At 62.9% G+C, this 21,050-nt stretch carries 23 protein-coding genes; 21 read left to right on the top strand and 2 right to left on the bottom strand.

Annotated features, from left to right (window positions below):
- Positions 1 to 9: 9 nt before the first annotated feature.
- A complete protein-coding gene (locus RS901_RS36445) occupies positions 10 to 1,062 on the bottom strand; it encodes a CpaF family protein (protein WP_316157498.1) in 1,053 nt (350 codons plus the stop codon).
- Positions 1,063 to 1,503: 441 nt separating this feature from the next.
- Here RS901_RS36445 and RS901_RS36440 point away from each other — a divergent pair, with 441 nt between their 5' ends.
- The 20 genes from RS901_RS36440 to tnpC all read left to right on the top strand — a co-directional run bounded on the left by RS901_RS36440 (position 1,504) and on the right by tnpC (position 20,252).
- Entirely contained in the window at positions 1,504 to 2,211 is a 708-nt protein-coding gene (locus RS901_RS36440) for a VirB8/TrbF family protein (protein ID WP_316157497.1), read from the top strand.
- A 16-nt stretch (positions 2,212 to 2,227) separates the two neighbouring features.
- Positions 2,228 to 3,124 (top strand): TrbG/VirB9 family P-type conjugative transfer protein, encoded by an 897-nt coding sequence (locus RS901_RS36435; RefSeq protein WP_316157496.1) that lies wholly within the window; start codon positions 2,228 to 2,230, stop codon positions 3,122 to 3,124.
- Positions 3,124 to 4,353, top strand: coding sequence for a TrbI/VirB10 family protein (locus tag RS901_RS36430; protein ID WP_316157495.1), 1,230 nt, complete (start codon positions 3,124 to 3,126; stop codon positions 4,351 to 4,353). Before RS901_RS36435 ends, RS901_RS36430 begins: the two co-directional genes overlap by 1 nt.
- A gap of 54 nt (positions 4,354 to 4,407) precedes the next feature.
- On the top strand, positions 4,408 to 5,637 hold the full coding sequence (locus RS901_RS36425; RefSeq protein ID WP_316149395.1) for an ISAzo13 family transposase: 1,230 nt from the start codon (positions 4,408 to 4,410) through the stop codon (positions 5,635 to 5,637).
- Positions 5,638 to 5,671: 34 nt separating this feature from the next.
- Complete coding sequence (locus tag RS901_RS36420; protein WP_316157494.1) at positions 5,672 to 6,454, top strand: transglycosylase SLT domain-containing protein; 783 nt, start codon at positions 5,672 to 5,674, stop codon at positions 6,452 to 6,454.
- Positions 6,451 to 7,716, top strand: coding sequence for a TrbG/VirB9 family P-type conjugative transfer protein (locus RS901_RS36415; protein WP_316157493.1), 1,266 nt, complete (start codon positions 6,451 to 6,453; stop codon positions 7,714 to 7,716). The genes RS901_RS36420 and RS901_RS36415 overlap by 4 nt, the downstream gene beginning before the upstream one ends.
- Positions 7,716 to 8,150 carry a lytic transglycosylase domain-containing protein gene (locus RS901_RS36410; protein ID WP_316157492.1) on the top strand — a complete coding sequence of 145 codons (435 nt, stop codon included), beginning with the start codon at positions 7,716 to 7,718 and terminating at the stop codon, positions 8,148 to 8,150. Before RS901_RS36415 ends, RS901_RS36410 begins: the two co-directional genes overlap by 1 nt.
- A 28-nt stretch (positions 8,151 to 8,178) precedes the next feature.
- Positions 8,179 to 8,724 (top strand): toxin co-regulated pilus biosynthesis Q family protein, encoded by a 546-nt coding sequence (locus tag RS901_RS36405; RefSeq protein WP_316157491.1) that lies wholly within the window; start codon positions 8,179 to 8,181, stop codon positions 8,722 to 8,724.
- Entirely contained in the window at positions 8,721 to 10,376 is a 1,656-nt protein-coding gene (locus RS901_RS36400) for a pilus assembly protein PilN (RefSeq protein ID WP_316157490.1), read from the top strand. The genes RS901_RS36405 and RS901_RS36400 overlap by 4 nt, the downstream gene beginning before the upstream one ends.
- 15 nt (positions 10,377 to 10,391) lie before the next feature.
- Positions 10,392 to 11,060, top strand: a complete 669-nt coding sequence (pilP, locus tag RS901_RS36395; protein WP_316157489.1) for a type IV pilus biogenesis protein PilP — start codon at positions 10,392 to 10,394, stop codon at positions 11,058 to 11,060.
- 3 nt (positions 11,061 to 11,063) lie between these two features.
- Positions 11,064 to 12,326 carry a type 4b pilus protein PilO2 gene (gene pilO2, locus RS901_RS36390; protein WP_316157488.1) on the top strand — a complete coding sequence of 421 codons (1,263 nt, stop codon included), beginning with the start codon at positions 11,064 to 11,066 and terminating at the stop codon, positions 12,324 to 12,326.
- Positions 12,323 to 14,125 carry a GspE/PulE family protein gene (locus tag RS901_RS36385; RefSeq protein WP_316157487.1) on the top strand — a complete coding sequence of 601 codons (1,803 nt, stop codon included), beginning with the start codon at positions 12,323 to 12,325 and terminating at the stop codon, positions 14,123 to 14,125. The genes pilO2 and RS901_RS36385 overlap by 4 nt, the downstream gene beginning before the upstream one ends.
- Positions 14,122 to 15,162: a type II secretion system F family protein gene (locus RS901_RS36380; RefSeq protein ID WP_316157486.1), complete on the top strand. Its 1,041-nt coding sequence runs from the start codon at positions 14,122 to 14,124 to the stop codon at positions 15,160 to 15,162. The genes RS901_RS36385 and RS901_RS36380 overlap by 4 nt, the downstream gene beginning before the upstream one ends.
- A 36-nt stretch (positions 15,163 to 15,198) precedes the next feature.
- A complete protein-coding gene (locus tag RS901_RS36375) occupies positions 15,199 to 15,699 on the top strand; it encodes a prepilin type IV pili (RefSeq protein ID WP_316157485.1) in 501 nt (166 codons plus the stop codon).
- 207 nt (positions 15,700 to 15,906) lie between these two features.
- Positions 15,907 to 16,080: a hypothetical protein gene (locus RS901_RS36370; protein WP_316157484.1), complete on the top strand. Its 174-nt coding sequence runs from the start codon at positions 15,907 to 15,909 to the stop codon at positions 16,078 to 16,080.
- 169 nt (positions 16,081 to 16,249) lie between these two features.
- The gene (locus RS901_RS36365) at positions 16,250 to 16,729 is read left to right on the top strand and encodes a hypothetical protein (RefSeq protein ID WP_316157483.1); all 480 of its coding nucleotides are present in this window, start codon (positions 16,250 to 16,252) and stop codon (positions 16,727 to 16,729) included.
- 7 nt (positions 16,730 to 16,736) lie between these two features.
- Positions 16,737 to 17,828, top strand: a complete 1,092-nt coding sequence (pilV, locus tag RS901_RS36360) for a shufflon system plasmid conjugative transfer pilus tip adhesin PilV (RefSeq protein WP_316157482.1) — start codon at positions 16,737 to 16,739, stop codon at positions 17,826 to 17,828.
- A complete protein-coding gene (tnpA, locus tag RS901_RS36355) occupies positions 17,761 to 18,237 on the top strand; it encodes an IS66-like element accessory protein TnpA (protein WP_316151030.1) in 477 nt (158 codons plus the stop codon). Before pilV ends, tnpA begins: the two co-directional genes overlap by 68 nt.
- The gene (gene tnpB / locus RS901_RS36350; RefSeq protein WP_316151029.1) at positions 18,237 to 18,590 is read left to right on the top strand and encodes an IS66 family insertion sequence element accessory protein TnpB; all 354 of its coding nucleotides are present in this window, start codon (positions 18,237 to 18,239) and stop codon (positions 18,588 to 18,590) included. Before tnpA ends, tnpB begins: the two co-directional genes overlap by 1 nt.
- Before the next feature lie 57 nt (positions 18,591 to 18,647).
- Positions 18,648 to 20,252: an IS66 family transposase gene (gene tnpC, locus RS901_RS36345; protein WP_316151028.1), complete on the top strand. Its 1,605-nt coding sequence runs from the start codon at positions 18,648 to 18,650 to the stop codon at positions 20,250 to 20,252.
- Between the two features lie 74 nt (positions 20,253 to 20,326).
- Here tnpC and RS901_RS36340 read toward each other — a convergent pair whose 3' ends face one another.
- Positions 20,327 to 20,587, bottom strand: coding sequence for a hypothetical protein (locus tag RS901_RS36340; protein ID WP_316151027.1), 261 nt, complete (start codon positions 20,585 to 20,587; stop codon positions 20,327 to 20,329).
- 96 nt (positions 20,588 to 20,683) lie between these two features.
- Between RS901_RS36340 and RS901_RS36335 the strand changes: the two genes are divergently transcribed.
- Positions 20,684 to 20,995 carry a hypothetical protein gene (locus RS901_RS36335; protein ID WP_316157481.1) on the top strand — a complete coding sequence of 104 codons (312 nt, stop codon included), beginning with the start codon at positions 20,684 to 20,686 and terminating at the stop codon, positions 20,993 to 20,995.
- Positions 20,996 to 21,050: the final 55 nt, after the last annotated feature.

Below are 21,050 nucleotides of genomic sequence, written 5' to 3'. Positions count from 1 at the left end.
CTCCTTGGTTTAGAAAACGCGTTCGAGGTCGTAGTCGTTGTTGCGGAAGCCCTTGATCTCGATGATTTCCGAGACGTGCCGCATTTCGCCGGTGCGGCGCATGTGCACCACGTAGTTGAAGCACTCGGCGATCAGTTTGCGCATGTCGTCCAGCTCCCAGCGCGAACCCGGTGGGATGCCAAGCATGGCAAGGCTTTCCATGCGGGAGAGGGCCGAGCGGGCGTTGTTCGCGTGCAGCGACGCCATGCCGCCGTCGTGACCCGTGTTCAGCGCTTGCAGCAGGTCGAACGCCTCACCGCCGCGGACCTCGCCAACGAGGATGCGGTCGGGGCGGAATCGCAGGGCGAGCGCGACCAGCTGTTGGGTGGTCACGTTCTTGTCGGTGTTGGAGAGCAGGCGGACCGTATTGGGTACCCGCGTTTTGAGCTCCATCGTGTCTTCGATGGTCAGGACACGCTCGCCGTCCGGAATGTTCTCGACCAGGGCGTTCAAGAAGGTGGTCTTGCCGGAAGATGTGCCGCCAGCGACGAGGACGTTCTTCCGCTGCCGAACCAGCTCAATGAGCGCATCCTTGAGCGCTTCATCTTCGACAGCGCCCGTGAATATGGGCTGATCGGTGTGTTTGGTGCGGGCGTGCCGGGACGAGAAGGCCCCCGCCTTGACATAGTCGCTAAGAGAGAGATTGGTCTCGCGGTGCCGGCGGATGCTCAGCGCATGGCCGTCAATGGCTGTGGGCTGCATGACGGCGGCGATCCGAAGCCCTTTGTGGCCCGCATTGATGATGCCTTGTGCGGTGCCCCGCACCGCAGACTTCTGCACCGACGAAGCCAGGGAGCGCACGGCGCCTTCCAGCTTAGCGGGCTCGATCCTCACGTCCAGTCGCTTCATCTCGCCGCGCCGCTCCACCCAGATGCTGTTGTGCCGGTTGACCATGACTTCAGCCACATCGGATGCATCGATGTAGGCGCGTATTGGCGCGAGTGATTCAAAGAACATCGCGACCGCGCATTCTTCGAGCTGGCTGAGCTGCAATACGGGATGGTTGGCGACTGAGGATTCCATGCCCGATATTGTTGGCGGGCGATGAATCGTGTGGCGCGTTGAAAGCTATACGACTTTTGCCAGCTTTCTACGGATTTTTTTTGAGCACGGCTCTGGCCTGAGCCAATGGTGGTGGTGCGAAAGGAAAAGTCTGAGCATGCTCACGCTGTTTTCCCGGAAAGCGATACCAAAACGATCGGCTTTCCGGGCAATCCTCCTTCGGAGCGGTTTGATATAGGGTGGGCGGGAGAGGCAGCATGAAACGACGCCTCTTGCCGGCTCCCAAAGCCCGTCGCAGGATCCAGGCGTCGCTACAGCGTCCGGAGGTCTCCCAAGTGTCCTGCGTGATCTGGCGAGATCGCGGAGATTCTCGGAAAGCCGCGCAAAATCGCATGGCTTTCTGCGATCTGCAGGGTCGACTTCACTGCTTAAATTAGCGGCATCCCAAAGAACTGCCGCAGCATGCGCTTCTTCCGCAAAGATTCCGACAATGCCAAGCCCCTCGCCGTTGCGCCAGGGATGTATGGCAATGAAAGCCCCGAGCAGCTGATCTTCGATCGCACCACGAGAATCTCCGTGGAGCGCAACCATTGGAAGGTCGCAACGCTCGGCCTGGGCTGCATTGCGTTGGCGGCGATCATGACGCGTGAACCGCCGCCTTCGGTCGTAAAGGCTGTAGGCGTGTCGGCAGATGCGAACGGCAAGCCCATCGTGCGGGAGCTTGAGGCGTTCCAGCCGGAAGGCATCCAGTTGCAATGGGCATTCAAGGATCTCGTGACGCGCTGGTTCACCATCGAACCGATCCTGACAACCCAGGTCGAGGACTCACGGATGGCGCGCAACCTGCGCTCTGTCCGTGAGCAGATGATCGGGTCCTCTCGCAAGCAGTTCGAGGATTGGGTGGCTGAGGATGAACCGTTCCGGCAGGTCGGTGCGTCGGCAACCCTTGTCCGCGAAGTCAGGGTAACCAATGTCGCCGTCCTGCCCGACAGTACGGTCGCGGTGGAATTCATTACCACCACGACGGAGGACGGCTACAAGCCGCGAAAGATGCGGTACGCGATGACGTTCCGCTACCAGGTGAAACCGCCAACCAGCGACGCCGTGCTTGGCACCAATCCATTCGGTGTCCATCCCGTGTTCTTCAGCCTCCAGAAATCGCCGGCATAAGGCCGGGTCTACGCACATGGAAATTCGCCAGTCATCCCCGCTGAGTTCCCTGGCAGTCGCCGTACTGGTGGCGATGAGCCTCGCCATTCCGGACGCGAACGCTGCTGATAAGCCGGCGCGCCGGGGCGGCGCCGGCGTCGCGGGCCTCGGCATCGGCGACATTAGCGACGCCATGAACCCGGCCAACCCCTTTAACGGCGGCGTGGAGCCGATCGCGCTGCCGGGTGACTCCCGCCTCGTCGTCTTTACCTACAACCGCGACCAGATCTTTCGCGTGCTGAGTGCACCGCTGAAGATGACCACGATCGAGTTCCCTGAAGACGAGCAGATCGTTGGGGAGCCTGCGTGGGGTGAGAGCGTTCGTTGGGACTACGAAACCGATGGCTTGAACCATCTGTACGTGAAGCCGCAGGCGGCGGGTCTTGTCAATACCCTTTCAGTGAATACCAACAAGCGCAGCTACGAGTTCACGCTCGTATCGTCGCCGTTGGGCGGCATCTTCTACCAGAAGGTGCGCTTCCGTATCCCCACGACGTTTGCGGCCAGGGCCAAGGCGCGCAGTGAGGCGAGAAGCGAGCAAGCCGATGGCAGAGGCGACTTGGAGGTTCGCAATCCGGACGCCGTCTCCGTGGCTCCAGAGCAGCTGAATTTCGAGTATTCCATCTCGGGCAGCGCTAGCTTCAAGCCGGAGACTGCCTTTGACGATGGCAAGGCGGTGTGGTTACGGATACCGAAGGGCGCGGACTGGCCGGTGCCGCTTGCCAAGGACGGCAGCGACTACGTGGTGGTGAACTTCATACGCCATGGCGACTTCCTGGTCGTACAGCGGCTGGCGGAAGCTATCGCGCTGCGCTCCGGGAGCGAGGAGGTCAGGGTCGAGCGCGGCCGCCGGCGCATCCTGGGGCTGTTCTGATGCGCGATCGCACATCGTCCACCGGTGTCTCCGATGTGACGGATGCGCAGGAGCGCACCGTCAAGGGAAAGCTGCCGCGCAACATCGTCATGGCGCTGGGCGTCATCGCCGCCTTGCTGGTGGGTGGGCTCGGCTACTACTTCCAGTCGGTCAGCGAAGAGCAGTCTGACGCCAAGGCGGAGCAGGATCGCGCGGAGCAGCTGCGCCAACGCTCCAGCAGCGGTGACAACGGACAATCGCTTGAGGCCACGATTCGTGATCAGGCGGCCAGGGCGCGCGCTGAAGCGGAGCGCCAACGCGCATTGGCAGTGAAGCCGGACACAGGCAACGCGCCAGTAATGACGGCGAAGGATCTTGCCGCCCCGGCCAAAGCTGCAGCATCCGATGTGAAGAAGAACGAAGAAGACGATATCTTCACGGCGTCGATCTTCAAGAAGGGCATGCGCAAGTCCCAACTCGGGCAGGCCAAGGTGCCGACCGGGCTTGCTGATCTGACCGATCCCGCGCAGATGCGGGCGCTGCAGCAAGGCGCGGTGGCCCGTGCCAGCACTGCCAACGGGGCGCCGGAAGCGCCGGAACCGGCCGTCTCGCTGGACAAGCAGTTTCTCCGCGAGGCAGGTGCCATGACGACCCTGCGCACCGGCTTTGACGGCAAGCTCCCGAAGTGCACGCTGAGCCGAGGCTTCGTCATCCCGGCAACGTTCGCGGGCGGCCTCAACTCGGACAAGCCCGGCGAATTCCGCGCGACCGTCTCGCAGGACGTCTACGACACGGTGAATGGCCGGTGCAAGGTGATCCCGGCCGGCAGCACCCTGGTAGGCACCTACAGCGCCGAGGTCGCGGTCGGCCAGGAGCGCATCCTTGCCGCGTTCGTTCGTATGCAGCTGCCCAATGGGAAGACAGTACCCCTCTTGGGCATGCAAGGGGCGGACCCGAATGGGTACTCCGGCATCAGTGGAGACGTCAACAACCATTTCTGGAAGATCTTCAGTGGTGCACTGGTGATTGGCCTGCTTCAGCAGCGCTTTAACGACAGCAACACAGCCACCACCGTGGGACCGTCTGGTCTGACGACGTATGGAAATGCAGCCGGCCAGATTGCCGCTCAAACTGCTTCGACCATTCTGAACCGCAACCAGAGCATTCGGCCGACGATCACGACCGAGCCGGGCCAGAAGATGATGGTGCAAGTCAAGCACGACATGGTGCTGGAGGCATATCGTGACTAAGGACCCTAGCAAAAATAACTTGAACAGTTGTCCTCGCGTCTATACGATGCGCACATGGATATCAGCGAGGCAGTCGAAGCGAAGTTTCGGGCCCTGCAGGCGCGCCTTGATGAGGCGACGTTGCGCCTATGGGCCGCCGCCGAAGCGCGCAGCCTGGGGCGTGGGGGCGTGAGTCTGGTGGCCAAAGCGATAGGCATCTCGCGCACCACGATCTATGCGGGACTGGCCGAACTCGAAGCGGCCGGTGGAGCGACGCGGGACATGACGGCCAAGCGCATTCGTGCCCCGGGAGGCGGGCGCAAGAGGCTAACTGAGCTCGATGCGAGGTTGTTGGAGCACCTGGATGCACTGGTGGAGCCGACCAGCCGGGGTGACCCGATGTCAGCACTACGATGGACGTGCAAGAGCACCACCCGTCTGGCCGAAGAGCTCAACCGGCTGGGGCATCGCGTGAGTCAGCGCACGATCTGCGATCTGCTGACGCAGACGGGCTACAGCTTGCAATCGGTGCGCAAGACACGCGAAGGCGCGCAGCACCCCGACCGCGACGCGCAGTTCCACTACATCGCCGACAAGGTGGCGCAGTATCAGCGCCAGCGTCAGCCGGTCATCTCGGTGGACACGAAAAAGAAGGAGCTGATCGGCGATTTCAAGAACGCTGGCCGCGAATGGCAGCCCAAGGGCCAACCCGAGCAGGCGCGTGTGCACGATTTCATCGACGATGAACTGGGCAAGGTTGCCCCGTATGGCGTCTATGATGTGACGGCCAACGAGGGCTGGGTCAGCGTGGGCATCAACCACGACACCGCCGAGTTCGCGGTTCAAAGCATCCGTCGCTGGTGGCTGGAGATGGGCCGTCCGTTGTATCCGAAAGCCAGGCGACTGCTGGTCACCGCCGACTGCGGTGGCAGCAACGGGTATCGTGTGCGGCTGTGGCGGGTGCAGTTGCAGCGACTGGCCGACGAACTCGGTTTCGCTGTGCAGGTGTGCCACTTTCCGCCGGGTACGAGCAAGTGGAACAAGATCGAGCATCGCCTGTTCTGCCATATCACGAACAACTGGCGCGGCCGACCGCTGTTGACGCGTCAGGTGGTAGTGAACCTCATCGGCAGCGTGAGTACCGCTGAAGGGCTGAAAGTGCGTGCGGAACTGGACGAGAACATGTACGACGCAGGTATCAAGGTCAGCGACGCCGAACTCGCTGCCGTGGCCATTGAGCGCGACGAATTTCATGGCGAGTGGAACTACCGCATCAAACCTCGAACATCTCGTCGCAAGACGTAATTGTTCAAGTTATTTTTGCTAGGATCCTAAGACGATGATCGCCCTGACCACGCTGGTACTGGCCGGTGCGGCGCAGGCCGCAACGATTCAGGCTGTGATCAGCCCGAATGCCGTGGTAGTGCACGCCGATGGGAAAGACCGGCTGCACACGGTCGCTGGAAAGCCGGTCCTGTATTGCGGCCTCGACGCGTTCCTCGGCTGGTCGGCGAGGCTGGTTGGCGCATCGATCGAACCCGGGGCCGAGGACGGTCCAGTCGTCCAACTCGACGGGAAGGCTGTGCCGGTCGCAGTCCTCCTCGCACGCGAAGGCTGGCTGCGCCCGCCTGTCCTCTCCGAAGCAGCGCAAGAAGCGCTCGCGGAGCGCCGTGGCGGGTGGGCCTGCGCGCCGAAGACCGAGCCGTTCGCTCAGATGGGCCTACGCGTGGATCCCAAGATCACGGCTGGCATCGCGATGAATGAATCGGCATACCGTGGCCGGCCGTGGCCGTGGACCGTGAACGTCGCGGGGCGCGGCACGTTCTTCGCCACGCGCGAGGAAGCCTACGCGGCCATCAACCGTCTGCTGGCCAACCAGCGCTGCGATTTCGATGTCGGTCTCATGCAGGTGAACTGGTGCTATCACGGCAAGCGCTTCTCGTCGCCTTGGGAAGCGCTCGCACCGGCGACCAATATCCGCGTCGCGGAGGACATCCTGGCCGAAAACCTGCGGCGCAGCGGCTCTCCGATGAAGGCCGTGGCTTGGTACCACAGCGCCAATTCGGAGCGCGGCGGCCCGTACTTCGCTCGTTTCATGAACCACGTCGCCCAATTCCGATGATCAGGTCGCTTCTTCTCTCCGCGCTGGTGTTGACGGCGAGCGCTCACGCTGCGAGCGACACCGAGCCGCTGGACTTCGATTACCAGGTCGTTGCACGGGCTGCGGATCGGCCCGCCCTGATCTTCAATGATGGGCTCTCGACGTATATCCAACCGCGGCCGGGCCAAGTGGTGCAGGCTGACGGCGCCGCGCAGAACGGCCCGTACTGGGTGGTCGATGGTGTTCCCGATGTGGTGCGCTATTCGGCCAACGGCCAGACGGTCGTGGCGCGTTGGAAGCGAGCCAACGGCTTTACGTCCGAGCCGGCCAATCCGTTGGGCGATCTGCCGCGTGCGGCGATCTCGGGCAGGCTGGCTTTGATCGGCAGCTATACGGGCTTGCCACTGGTGCGCGCGGGCCGGTCGTCCCTGCCTCTGGCGCAAATGGTCAAGTCTATCGCGCCTGCCGGTTGGACCGGTACGGCGCAGAAGGACATTCCGCTGATGGATGACGTCTCCATTGAGCTGCATGGTGGTGAGAACTGGCTCCAGGCGCTCGCGCGGGTCCTCGATCGCCGCAATCTCTACGCCGAAGTGGATTTCACTCGCCGCAACATCGCACTGCGCGTTGCGCCGCCGAAGAGCTTCTCGGTGATGGGTGACGCGTCGGCCGCGGGGGCGGGTGGGCTGGTGCAAGCCTCCGCGACAGCAGCCGATATGGAGCCGGGCGGCCCAACTGAAACCGCAGCGGCGGTGCCGGTGACTGGCTCGCCACTGCAGGAGGGCCCAACCCTGGCATCGGCCTTCGGTGCCGTCGCAATTCGCGACGACAAGCAGGGTCGCATCGAGATTCGGTTCGAGCAGGAGCCCAAGGACCTGGTGTTGCGCGACGAGTCCGATAGCAAGATCTGGACGAAGTGGGATGGAGCACAACGCGTGCTGTCCTTTGCCACCGTCAACCGGTTCACGGCCATAGCGGACGGAAGATCCGTGAATGTGCATCGCGTGCCGGAGATCGACTACGTCTTCCCGCGAGAGAACGGCGCCGGGCTGGAAATGGCTTTCGAAAAGGACGGCGCGACCTACTTGAGCTTCGCCAAATCGATGGTGAGCGTGTCGGTTTTCGGCGATGACCACCAGCGCAACGGTGAGCAAAAGGACCGCTACTACAAATTCAACGGCATTGCGGCGCGATTGACGGTGATCGCCGACGGAAACGTGGTCTACGTGGATCGTGTGCCGCAAGTGCGGTTCAAAGAACAACCCGGGAAGGTGGCGCTGTGATGATCCGCAGGATCGCAGCGCTGATCGTCACCTCGCTGCTGGCTGGGACGGTCTATGCCGACTGCCTGGACGGTGCCGCCGTATTCCACGGTGTCAGCCCGTTGCTGCTGCGGAGCATCGCCATGCAGGAGTCCGGCATGAGGCCATGGGTGACTAACCGAAATGCGAACGGCTCAGAGGATATTGGGCTCATGCAAATCAACTCGATTCACTTGCCGCGGCTGGGCAAGTACGGCATTTCGCGGGCCCACCTCTTCGATGGCTGCGTGAATGCCTACGTCGGCGCGTGGATTCTGCGCGAGAACATCCAGCGCTTCGGCCCGACATGGAAGGCGGTTGGCGCCTACAACGCCGCGTCGCCCGACAAGCAGTTGCGGTACGCCAACCAGATCCATGCCCGGTGGCAGGCGCTGCAACGTGCCGCATTGCGGTAGTCCATTCCGTTCATTCGAAAGCATAGCTATGCGCCAATCCAACCGAACCCTCCGCATCGCCGGGGCTATTGCCTCGCTGGTCACCGGTCTGTGCGTCACGCCGGCCGCCAACGCTTCCAAGGCACCCAGCGCGCATCCAGCACAACAACTGTCGAGCGATGGGTGGCAGTCGTTGCAGCCCGATCGCACCGGCAAGGCCGCTGGCGGGGAGGCGGCACTGCTGTCCGCGGTGTCGCCCATCAGGACCACTGTAACAGGCGGCGCCGTGCTCGGCTCCGGTGACACCTCGACCGCTGCGGCGGCCGTCGCGCCGGTGACTCAAGAGTTCAGACTCCTCAAAGGGGAGCCCCTCCAACAACAGCTTCAAGGCTGGGCTACCCGGGCTGGCTGGACTGTGGCATGGAACGTCCCGGACGGTTGGATCGTTCCCGGCGACAAAGCTTACGGCAGTGACTTCGAAACGGCCGTCAAGCGTGTCGTCGAAGAGCTCGCGAGCAATGGTGCGGACGTGGTCGGCGATAGCTGGCGCGGCAACCGCACGGTGATCATCAGCCAAAACGGAATGGTGCAATGAGTATGCGAAGCAAACGCTTTACGGCGGCTGCCGTGGCGGCCGCCACGTTGATGTCCGGCTGCGGCGTGATCGAAACACGCAATGTACAAACTGCGATCGGCAGTGAGGCCAACGCGCACTATGCCGATGCGCCGCGCAGCCGGCCGGTGTTCCGTGTGCATGAGGGCGCATGGCTGATGGGAGAGAAGGTTCGCGCAAGCAAGCCACAACCGGACATCTACAGCAAGCATGTGGTGTTCAAAGGCAGTATCGGCTCACTGACGGAGGCCGCCAACTGGATCGCGCAAAGCGTCGGTGTGCGCGCCACCGTGGACGCGTCGGCGCTGCCAGTCAGCCCGGCTCCGGTGCAAGCGGGGACACGACCGGGTGGGCCTATCCCGATGGGTGGGGCGCCGCGTACAGTGGACCTCGGTGCGCCGCTGGCCGGTGGCGCCTCGGCATCGGCGAATGGCGCAAGCATGGCGTCGGCATTGCCGCTGACCCTGCGCTATGAGGGCAATTTCAAAGGATTTCTGGAGGTGCTCGAGGCGCATTTTGGCGCCTGGTCTCGCTACAACGACGGAACCGTGACCTTCTTCCGGACCGAGACACGGACCTACATGCTTCCGAGCCTGGCGGACTCCTCATCCATGAACGGATCGATCACCACCTCAGACAGCAGTTCCGGCAGCATGTCCGGTGCCAGCAGCAATGGCAGCGGTGCTGGCGGGAGCGGCGCGGGCAGAAGCGGCCAGTCGATGAACATGTCGGTCGAGATGAAACCCTGGGAAACCCTCCAGCAAACAGCGAAGGCGGTGGCCGGCGCCAGTGCTGAGGTCGTACTCGACAAGAACCTGGGCACCTTGACGGTCACTGGCGACCCCGTGCAGTGCGATCGCGTCGAGCAATTCGTGAAGAGCCTGGCTGCCATGTATGGCAAGCAGGTTGCCATCGACGTGCAGGTCTATGAAGTCCGCGTAACGCGCGAGGACAACTACGGCCTGAACCTCTCGCTCGCTTACCAAAGCTCCAGCGGCCATACCGGCGTCTCCTTCAGCTCACCCAGCACCCCGACTATCTCCGGCAGCGCCTCACCCATGAACCTCGGCGCAACGATCATGAGCGGCCCCCTGGCTGGAAGCAAGGCCGTGGTCCAGGCGCTCTCCAGCCTCGGCAACGTGTCGCAGGTGGTGTCGCGCTCGGGCGTCACCCAGAACGGCAAAGTGCTCGCCCTGCAGACGGCAACCCTGCAGGACTACGTGCCGCAGTCGCAGACGACGTTGGCAGCGAATGTCGGTTCCACCAGTTCCATCCAGACCGGCACCGTGACCTATGGCTTTACCAGCGCGTTCCTGCCCAAGGTCGTCGATGGTCGGATCCTGATGAACTTCGACATGACGTTGTCGGATTTGCTGCCGCTGCAGCGGTTCAACGCAGGCGGGGACGCGAATCAGACTAGCGTGCAGCTGCGCACCATGCCGACCAATCGCTTCGCGCAGTCGGTAAGTCTCAAGCCCGGTGAATCCCTGGTGCTGACAGGCCTGCGCAACCAGAAGGCGGCAACAACCAACAACGGCGTCGGTGAACCATGGATGGCTGCTCTTGGTGGCGGTGTCGGCGCCACCAAGGGAGACACGGTGATCGCGATCGTGATCTCGGCCCGCCTCCTGTAACACAGAGACAACACCATGCAGAAACGCGCATTGAATCTTCGTTGGGCTGCGGCTGCCCTGACCATCGCCGCTGCAACCGCCACTACCACTGCGGCTTTCGCGTCGCCCAATCCGGCTGCCGCCGCGATTGCCTCAGTTGGGGCTGGCCCCGTGACCTGGCAGTCGGCTTCTAGTCCGACGGCGAAATCGGTCACGGACGCTACCGCAGCAACCGCTGCAGCGAGTGCGGCTTCGCCCACTACTGCCGGTGCTCCGGTCGAAGCCAACCCGCCAGCTCGGCACACGGATGCGCCGGAGCTGGCCGCCCTGCAGTCTCAGATAGTGCTGTGGAAGGCACGTGCGGAAATCGCCAAATACAAGGCGGAAGTGAAGCGAGCGGAGGACTCGATGACGGCCGCATCCACGGGGGCGCCGCAGTCAGGCGGAGCACCGTCGATTTCGCTGACCGGTCCAATGCCGATGGGTGGGACCATCGAACGCAGTTCGAGGGTGTCGTCGGATGGGACGCGCCTCGTGTCGCTGCGTGCCTTCGATGGCCACTACAACGCCATTCTCGATGTCGGCGGGCGTACCGTGCCGGTTCATGCCGGTGACACGCTGGATGACGGCTGGAAGGTGGTGAGCATCGATGACGCCGGCGTGAAGCTTGCCAACGGTAAGCGCGCGCGCACCCTGAGGCCCTGAGCCATGGCAGAGATTTTGTCATTCCCCGGGATTAAGGGCGGCTTTGCCATTGGATTGTCCTGGCTGCACGAGGAGGCACAGCCGAGCAAGAGCGCCTTGCGTGCAAGCGCTCTGGAGCTCGGTCGCAATGTTCGTTGGGGCGTGGTGCATGAAAGCGCAGAAGGTGCCGTCCAGAGTGGCTTCTGCGAACCTATCGCCGGTGCAAAGCCTGCTGGGATAAAGCCGCTCGCCGCCATCGTGGCGAGCCAGCATCGTCAGCCATGGATGGGCCTCTTTCACCTGCAAGGCAGCCGCTACTGGTATGTGGCGGTCAGGCAAGGCCACGCCGTCATTACTGGTGGAGATCGGGTCGGCACGCTGGAAGAGTTGACTGCAGTCCGCGCGCAGCAGCGGGCGCTGGGCGAATGGACGGAGGTTGAGGGAACGCTGCGCGACCTGGCGGCGATGGCGCGTGCGTCGAAGGGCGTGTCGGCTATGCGAGACGTCCTGACGGGGCCGTGGAAGTCGACCGCTTACGTCGTGGCAGCGATCGCGGGGACCGCCTCGCTCGCCGGAGGCGGGTGGTATTGGTATGACCAACAGCGGGAAGCGGAGCGCGAAGCCCAGCTGATGCGCCAACGCGCGATCGCCGCCGCGCAGCGAGCCAATGAGGCCGCGCAGCCACGGGTGTTGCCTTGGGTGGAAGAGGCGACGCCGGGGGCTTTCCTTCAGGCATGCCGACGGGCGTGGGACATCCAGTCGCTCGCCGATGCCGGGTGGACGCTCGCCGGATGGCACTGTAAGCGAGCTACGTCGACGACCCTGACGGTCGAAACGAACTGGAAGCGGGACGGTGGGGTTGCCGCTAATGCGCCGGGCGCGCTCACTTCGGACGGCAATCAGGCGAATGCCTCGTCAAATGCCCCGGCTGCCTTCCTGCCGTCGGCGTCGGCAGTCCATTCCGTTGCGGACGCGCAGCGGTCAATCTGGACCTACGGGCACGACAACGGCGTGGGCTTGCAGCTGACCATGCCGCCGGCGCTGCCCCCGTCAAACGGCGATGCACCAGTTGAGCCGTGGTTGGCAATGTCTGCGGATATCGCTTTCGGTGCACCGCCGTGGCTGGGCGTTGGCGGCGGCCTTGATGCCGTGCCTGGCTTGCGGCTCACAGAAGTCAGCTACGACGCAGCCACTCAGGCATGGAAGGGAATCGGGAAGCTGTACGCAATGCGGGACGGCGTATCGCTGCCCGTGGCGGCTAACCACAACGTCGGAGAACCACGATGATTGGGACCATTTCGCGCCTGTGGCGCAATCCGAGCCGAGATCCTGCCCGTTTCACGGCATTTGCCTTGCGGGCCGAGCCGTCGGTGAAATCCGACGTGCTGACTTTGCCCCCGCCACCGGATGTGTTGGCACCCCATATCCTCTATCCGAAGACCCTTCTGGCCACCTTCGACCGCGTTGCCTGCAACATGAACCACCTGACGGCTGAGCAGGCAGCGGCTCTACGTCAGCGCGCGTCCGAGAGCGGACTCTATGTGGAGGATCTCGCCGAGGAGTTCGGCCTCACCAGTGACGAAGTGCAACAGGTGCTGACAGTGCACGGTTGCGAAATCTACGTGGATGCGCGCCACTTTGGCACGCCTCGCTTTCTTACTTGGGAGGCCAAGCTGCGGCGCAGCGGTGCGGCGCCACAAGTGCGCAAGGTGTCCGCGCAGGAACTCTCGGTATTGCGGCAGCAGCGCGGTACAGGCCTGTTGCAGGATGCAGACCTGCATACGTTGAGCTTGGCGCGCCAGCTGATTGCCGATTGCGCCGTGCTGGTCGCCTCGGACATCCACATCCTGGTCCGTGAGCACCATACTGAGATTCAGGTGCGGGTCAAAGGGGACCTGCGCACGGTCGCCGCCCTGTCCATGCGCAGGGAAGAGGGGGAGCGCCTGATCCGGGCAATGTACACGGGCTTGGCCACCGTGAAGGCCGCCACCTACAACCCGCTGGACGTCCAGGATGCGCAGATTGCCGGCGACGTGCTGCCCAGCACTGGCCTTTCCAGTGTGCGTATCGTCCGCGGGCCGGCCTATCCGGTGGAGAGCGGCGGTGGGTTTCTCGTGGCGCGCCTGCAATACCGGGAACATCACCAGGGAGCCAAGAAAGCCGAAGCGTTCGAGGCGGCGAAGCGATTGGAGCTTCGAATGCCAGAGAGTCCGATGGGCGATTTCATGCTCGGCGAGATGGGATACACGCCCCTGCAGGTGGAACTGATCTCGCAGCTACTTCGTCGGCCCATGGGGGTGATCGTCGTGACGGGCCCAACCGGCAGCGGCAAGACGACGACGCTCTTCGAGTGCACCCGCCATCAGGCCCGTCTATTCCCCCAGAAGCGGCTGATCACGATCGAGAACCCGACCGAGTACCCGATGGACTGGGCGATCCAGCTTGTCACGGAAAGCGAACGCTTTCCGGAGATGCTGCGCATGACACTGCGGATGGACCCGGATGCCGTACTGCTGGGCGAAATCCGTGGTGTTGAAGAGGCGATCGCAACGCTGCAGGCCGCGGCCACTGGTCACCTGGTACTGACCACCCTGCACGTGACCGATCCGTTCGAAACCTTCTTGCGGCTGGTCATGCTCGACCACGTGCGTCTGGCGATGGAAGTGATCTGCAATCACAATCAGGTCATCGGTCTGATTGCGCAACGGATCGTCCCGTTACTTTGCTCGAAATGCTGCGTGCCAATTGAAAGCGCGGCAGAACCGCTGCCGGACTACATGATGCGTGCGATGCGCTCTTGGGGGGATCTGTCTGGCGTGCGCGTTCGCGGCGCAGGCTGCGAACACTGCCATGGTGAAGGCATTGTCGGTCAGCAGGCAGTGGCAGAGGTTGTAGTGACCAACGAGGCGCTGATGCAAGACTGCGTCAACCATGGGGTGTTGGCGGCGAGGCGCAACCACAGGGCGCGTCCCGGCTCCGACAAGTCGATGATCGCTCACGCCATGGACTTGGTCCTGGCCGGCCGGCTCGATCCGGTCGACGCCGAGCGAAATGTCGATGCCATTCCGATGCGGGAGGAAGTGTGAACGGATTGTCCTGGGGAATGCGGCGGCGCCTGTATCAGCAGGCATCCAGCCAGTTGGAGAATGGGCTGACTCTCGCGCAGGTTCTGGAGGATTTCCGCGAACGGCAAGCTCGGCGCGGCAGAAAGCGCGCGGCCGGGGCGGCGCACGAGGTGGGTCGCCAGGTACGCGACGGCAAGACGCTGATGGCGGCAATGGGCGCAAGCCTTAGCGATCTCGAGCGCAGCGTGCTGGACGCGGGTGAGAGGGCGGGGCAATTGCCGGAAGCGATGCGGCTCGTGCTGGACGTTCGGGACCTGACGACACGCCTTCGCCAGAAGCTGCAGGCGAGCTTTTTCGCGCCAACGGTGTATCTCGTGACGCTCTACGTGGTCTTGCAGCTGATCGGGGGATACATCGTCCCGCAGTTTCTCGACGTACTGCCGCTCCAAAAATGGACGGACTGGGCCTATGCGATGTACTGGATGGGTCAGTTGGCGGTGGGGTGGCCAGCGCCAGTGATTTTCGGCGGGCTCGGTGCATATGCCGGCTGGAGTTGGTGGGCGCTGTCTCGATGGACGGGGCCGGGCAGGCGAGTCTGTGACCGGCACGTGTTCCCGTTCACGGCGTACCGAGAGATTACTGGCTTCACTTGGCTGATGTCCTTCGTCGCACTGTTGCGGGCGAACGTACCTGACACCGTTGCGCTGGAGGGACAGATCAGCTCGGCGTCGCCCTGGCTGGCGTCACGGCTGCGGCCGATTCGTCTTGGGCTGGCCGATGGGCTGGATCTGGCCGAGGCCATGCGGCAGACCGGCAATGGATTCCCGTCCTTGGATCTGATCGACGAAATCGGTGCGTATGCGGGCTTCGACGACTTTACCGAAAAGATCACGGTGGCCGTGCGCCAGAACGCTGAGGTCATCGAGCGGCAGTTGCTCGCCAAAGGGATGGTCATGTCCGCGATCTTCACCGGGTTGATGTTCCTGGCCTTCGTGGTGCTGCAACTCGGCTCCAACTCTCTCTCATCGATCCTCACGTCCTCGATGGGACAGTTCTAATAAACGGCGTATTTCAAACTCAAAAAGGGGTATCGAATGGATGGAATTCTCGGGCGCATCGTCGCCATTGTCTTGGGCCTGCTCGCACTGGTTGGCATTGCCTACGCGGGTTACAACGGCTTTCAGACCCATAAAGCCGGTGTGGTCGCGACCAACATCACGCAGCTGATTACGAATGCTCGTGCCGGATTCTCGCAAGGGAACAACGGGTATGCCAACTTCACGACGGCGAATATCGCGGCCATGGTTACTGGCGGCATGTTTCCGACGGACATGGTGCGCGGTACGTCGCTGGTCGATCCGTGGGGTAATGCAGTCACGCTTTCGTCCGCCAACAATGGCTCGCAGGGCGTGATCACCTTCGGCGGTGGCAACGCACAGACCGCAAAGCAATGTGTAAGCGCAGCCGTGGGTCTCAAGGACTATGTGACGCTGACGGTCGGCTCGACGACGTTCAACCAGACCAACCTCCCCGACCAGGCGACCGCCGGCGCGGCCTGTAGCGCCACGGCGACCTTCGCTCTGACATTCCAGTGAGTAAGGCGAGCGCGCGGGTACAGCGACCGCTTCTGCATCGGTATCACGTCCACGATGGAAGGCAACGTCATCGCGCGTTGCACTTTAGGAATATGACATGGATGGAGTTCTTGGTCGGATCATCGCGATTGTGCTGGGCCAGCTGGCACTCGTTGGTGTTCGCCTACGCGGGCTACAACCGCTTCCAGAGCCACAAGCCCGGGGGTAGTGGCAACCAACATTGCACAACTGATCACGATTGCCCGCGCAGGCTTCTCGCAGGACGACGACGGCTACACGAACTTCACGACGGTGAACGTTCCGTCGATGATTACCGGCGGGATGTTCCCGACGGAAATGGTTCGCAGCACCACGCTGCTCGATTCCTGGGGCATGCCATGACGCTGTCTTCTGCCAACAGTGGCTCGCAAGGGGTAATTCAGTTTGGTGGGGGCGGCGCTCGGACCGCCAAGCAGTGCGTGAGCGCGGCCCTGGGTCTCAAGGACTGCCGCCTTTACGGTCACCTTCCAGTGAGGTCGAGCGCCCGCGCCGGTTCCTCAGGAGAAATGTCATGGGTTACCTGATCATGCCCATCGCCACGGTCCTGTTTTGTCTTGGCTTCGTGGCGCAGCACGCGCAGCTGTCGCAAGCGGCGCCCGGTGCCGGTGTGCCCGGTCGCATGGAATCGGTGGCAACCATCACGGCACAGCAGGCGCAGGCCTACGGCGCAGCCTGCGTAGCTACGGCCGGCGCGACGCCCGGCCTGGTCGGAGCAAGTGTGACGCCGGTGCTGCCGGCGGGCATGGTGACTCCTGCCGGCGCGGGCTGCATGGCCGTGGCCAACCCCGCTGGGGGGCGGGACGTGTATGGCTATGTGCGCGTGTCCTCAGGGGCGGGCGCGTCGCTGCTCGGCACCACCCAAGGCAGCCTGGCGTGGTTCCGCGTCCGAAGTCAGGGCACGGTCGTCAATCTTGCAACCGGCATGGCGTACAGCGTGCCAGCGAACATTCCCGTTGGGGCGCTGGTCCACTGGGTCCAGTTGAACACCTGAGAAACGCATGGAAGCGATACTCGGATATCTCATCGCACTGATGCTCTCGATGCTGAGCCTTGCCGGCTTCGCGACGTGGGCGAAAGCCGGCGTCACGAATGTGCAGACCGCAGCCGCGGCGAGCCAGATGCTTGTTTTCGATAAGGCCGCCCTGCAGTTCGTGCAGGACGAAGCCGCAACGCTGGTCGCCCAGGCCACGGCGAGTGTGCCGGTGTCGGTCACGCCGGCGATGCTAGTCAATGGTGGCTATCTGCCCGCTGGTTTCTCAGCGACTAACGTGTTCGGGCAGACGTGGTTGCTCCAGGTCATGCAGCCAACGCCAAACAACTTGCAGGCGCTCGTCACATCGCAGGGCGGCCGTGCCATCACAGACACGCGCCAGTTGGTCCAGATCGCCGCGCAAGCGGGTGCGCAGGGCGGCTTCGTGCCATACGCAGGGCAGAACGGAGACCCGACGATGGTGCCAACCAGGGCCTATGGAGCGTACGGCGCGTGGCAGGTGCCGCTGGTGAACTACACCAACCCCGGGAGTGGCCGGCTGGCCTCGTTGTTGGCCTTCACCGGAGCGCAGGCCAATAACGGGTACCTATACCGGGTCCAGGTACCGGGGCATCCCGAGCTGAATCAGATGCAGACGTCGATCGACATGGGCGGTAACGACATCAATAACGCAAGACGGGTGACTGCAAACACGTCGCTGACGAGCAACAGTGACACGTACCTGACCAGCACCGGCAGTCCCGGCGGAGCATGTGGCGTTGACAGATCGATCCGGACAAGCGCAACGGGAACGGGGCTCGTGATCTGTTTTGGCGGCATTTGGCAGCCGATCGGGACGGCCGTCACGAATGTGACCGACGGTATATGGTGCGGAAACAATGGCCAGCTTGCCACGAGCGGTACAAACGTCGGCTACATCTGCAAAGGGAACCGGTATGTCGCATTGACCGTAAGCGCGAAATTCTCCGCACATAGCATCAGAAGCGCAGACGGCGCAGGATTGTGTCCACCATTTTTAGTGGACACAAGTCATGGGCCAGATCGATTTGGATTTCTTGCCGCTGCGGGCGATCAACGTCGGCGCCAACGGCAAGCGTAGCTTTGACAAGGGTGACAAGCGGCGGTTGGTTGAAGCTTGCCTGCGGCCAGGGGTATCGGTGGCCAGCATGGCAATCAAGGCCGGGGTGAACGCGAACCAGTTGCGCCGATGGATCGGGCAACACAAGGCGGAACAAAAGGTTGCTGCTGGCACGAGGGACGTCATCGAAAGTGCGCCGGCGGCGTTCGTTCCGGTGGTGGAAATTCACGGTGCCGGCCCGCAGGCCGAGCCCGGGCGGACAACTATGCCTGGGGCAGTGTCGGTGCCTGTGCGTGCGTTGCAACCGCCGGCGCCATTGCCGTCTCGGCTGGTGGCGCAGTTGCCCAACGGCGTGACGGTCGAGCTCCAATGCGGCGGGCAGGACGTCGCGCTGGTGAAGGCGATGATCGAAGCGTTGGGAGCGCGTTGATGTTCAAGCTCGACGCTGACCTGCAGGTCTACCTGCACCGCAATGCGGTGGATTTCCGCCTCGGGATCAATGGATTGGTTGCCCTGGTCGAGCAGTCGATGCAGCTCGATCCGTTTGCCCGTGCCGTCTACGCCTTTCATAACCGCCGGCGCAACCGGATCAAGCTCTTGCTGTGGGATCGCACCGGCTTCTGGCTCCTGATGAAGCGCTTGGAGGAAGACCACTTTGTGTGGCCACGGCGTCAGCAGGCGGTGATCGAGCTGACGACCGAGCAGTTGCACTGGCTGCTGGACGGTATCGACGTAGACGCCGTGCAGCGGCATCCGTCGCGCAAATATCAGCACACAGCTTGATGGTCGTTCGGTGTGACGTATACCCGAATGGGCGGCGGCTGCACTATCGTGTTCAGCATGAACGAACACGACCTCTCCCAATTGCCGCCGGCCGCCCAGGCCTATATCCGCGAACTCGAAGCGCGGGCTGCTGCCAACGCCCAGCACATCGCCGAGCTAAACGAGCGCATCAGGCTCCTTGAGGAACAGTTCCGCCTCGCGCAGTCCAAACGCTTCGCACCAAGCAGCGAGAAGCTCAAGGACCGCGTGTTCGACGAAGCCGAACAAATGGCCGCAGAGTCGGCCGACGACAATGAGGATAACGCGCTCGCGCTTCCGGACACGGGGTTGCCGGAGCCTGACAAGCCTGCAGGCCGCAAACGTGGTCGCAAGCCGCTGCCGGCGGAGTTGCCGCGCCAACGCATCGAATACGACCTGCCCGAGGACCAGAAGATCTGCTCCTGCTGCCAGGGCGCGATGCACCGCATGGGCGAGGAGGTCAGCGAGCAGTTGCACATCGAAGTCAAGGTCTCGGTGCTGCAGCACGTCCGCTTCAAATATGCGTGTCGGCACTGCGAGCGCAACGCCGAACGCACGCCGGTGCTGACTGCGCCGATGCCGGCGCAACCACTTCCAGGCAGCAATGCAAGCGCGGCTATGCTTGCGACGGTGACCACCGGCAAGTACGTGGATGGCACACCACTGTACCGTATGGAAGACGCACTGAGTCGCGCCGGCATTGAAGTTGGCCGCGGCACACTGGCCAACTGGATCATCCGGCCCGCGCAATTGCACTACAGTCGGCTGTACGAGGCGCTACGCCGCACGCTGCTGTCCCAGCCGCTCATCCACGGCGACGAAACGACGGTGCAGGTCCTGAAGGAAGAAGGCAAGACCCCGCAGAGTCAATCGTACATGTGGGTCTATCGCAGTGCCGAAGACAGCGAACAGCCGGTCGTACTGTTCGACTACCAGCCGGGGCGCGCTCAGGAATATCCGCGAGCGTTTCTCGCCGGCTATGAGGGCATGCTGATGACCGATGGTTACAGCGCGTGGCGCACGGTCAATGGCGTCACGCACTTCGGCTGTCTCGCCCATGCCAGGCGAGCGTTTGTCGACGCGCTCAAGGGCCAAAAGAAACCCGGTGGCCGCGCGCAGCACGCGCTCGAGTACTTCAAGGCTCTGTATCAGGTCGAGACGCTCGCCAAGGCAGACCTACCCGAAGGTGAAACGCGCATCGACTACACGTACCGGATGCGTCAGCAGCACAGCGTGCCGTTGCTCGAAGCGTTCAAGGCATGGCTGGACGAGCAGGCGCCGCAGGTACTGCCCGAGAGCCTGCTGGGCAAGGCGATCGCCTACACGCGAAACCAGTGGGAGTACCTGAGCCGCTACGTCACCGACGGGCAAGCGGCCGTGGACAACAACATCATCGAGCGCGACATCAGACCATTCTGTACGGGGAGGAAGTCGTGGATGTTCAGCGACACAGTCGCCGGCGCCAAGGCCAGCGCGATGGTCTATAGCCTGATGCTCACGTGCCGGGCTTGCGGCGTGGAGCCGTATGCCTATCTGCTACACGTGCTGACCGAATTGCCGCAGCGTGCCCCGGACGCGGACGTCACCGACCTGCTGCCGTTCAACTTCGCCAAACGCCAAAGCGCCGCTGCGCCCGCCGCCTGAACGACGACCGGCCGCAACCAAGGCGCTGATCGATCATATACGGCACTCGCCCGTTACACGGTAACGGGCGAGCATTACCGGCTCGCCTTGAAGTAGAGGTCCCATTGCTCTGAATCCGGATCGAGCCGGCGCACGATTGCTTCGTCGGCACGAACTATCAGCCGCTCCAGCATCTGACGCTTCGTTACCGCGTAACGGCGTGCCAGGCGCGCGAGCGCGAGATCCACCTCGCTACTCACCCACATGTCCAGCCGACGTTCTCCGTTGCCGTCCTTGCCCGCTGTCGCGCGTCTTGCCCGATAGGCCGCCTGCCGTTGGGCTGTCGTCTGCGCCATCCTGCACTCCTTAGTTACCCGGTAACGTTTCCATATTGCGTACGTTACCGGGTAACGGCTCGACTCAACAAGGTGTGCTGAAATGAGCGGTTACCATTGACCAACGGGTTGGGCAACTTGTCGATCACGCGGAAATTCGAGAACGTATCGGATGGGATGACATTCTCTAAGGACAACTGCCCTGGGGGCACCGCTTGGGCGATGTACACACCAAGGCAGGAAATGGTGAATATCACCGGAACCGTGATGCCGCCCATCCAAGGAACGTACTTCTCAATGAACGACTACGGCACCTACTGGTACGCGCAGGCAAGCGCCATGTCGCCAGGGGCGTGGTATAGCGGCAACGATACCGGGGCTCTTGGAGGTCAACTGCTGGGCACTGTCACGACAGGCTGCATGTATTAGAAACAGGATCGATCTATGAAGCGCATCCTTTTGGCGTGCGTTGTCGCTGCCGAGT

Origin of the sequence: Cupriavidus sp. BIC8F (genome assembly GCF_032465815.1) — a bacterium.
Classification (GTDB): Bacteria; Pseudomonadota; Gammaproteobacteria; order Burkholderiales; family Burkholderiaceae; genus Cupriavidus; species Cupriavidus necator.
The sequence above is the reverse complement of the archived record's forward strand: the minus strand, read 5'-3'. Positions and strand labels throughout refer to the sequence as shown.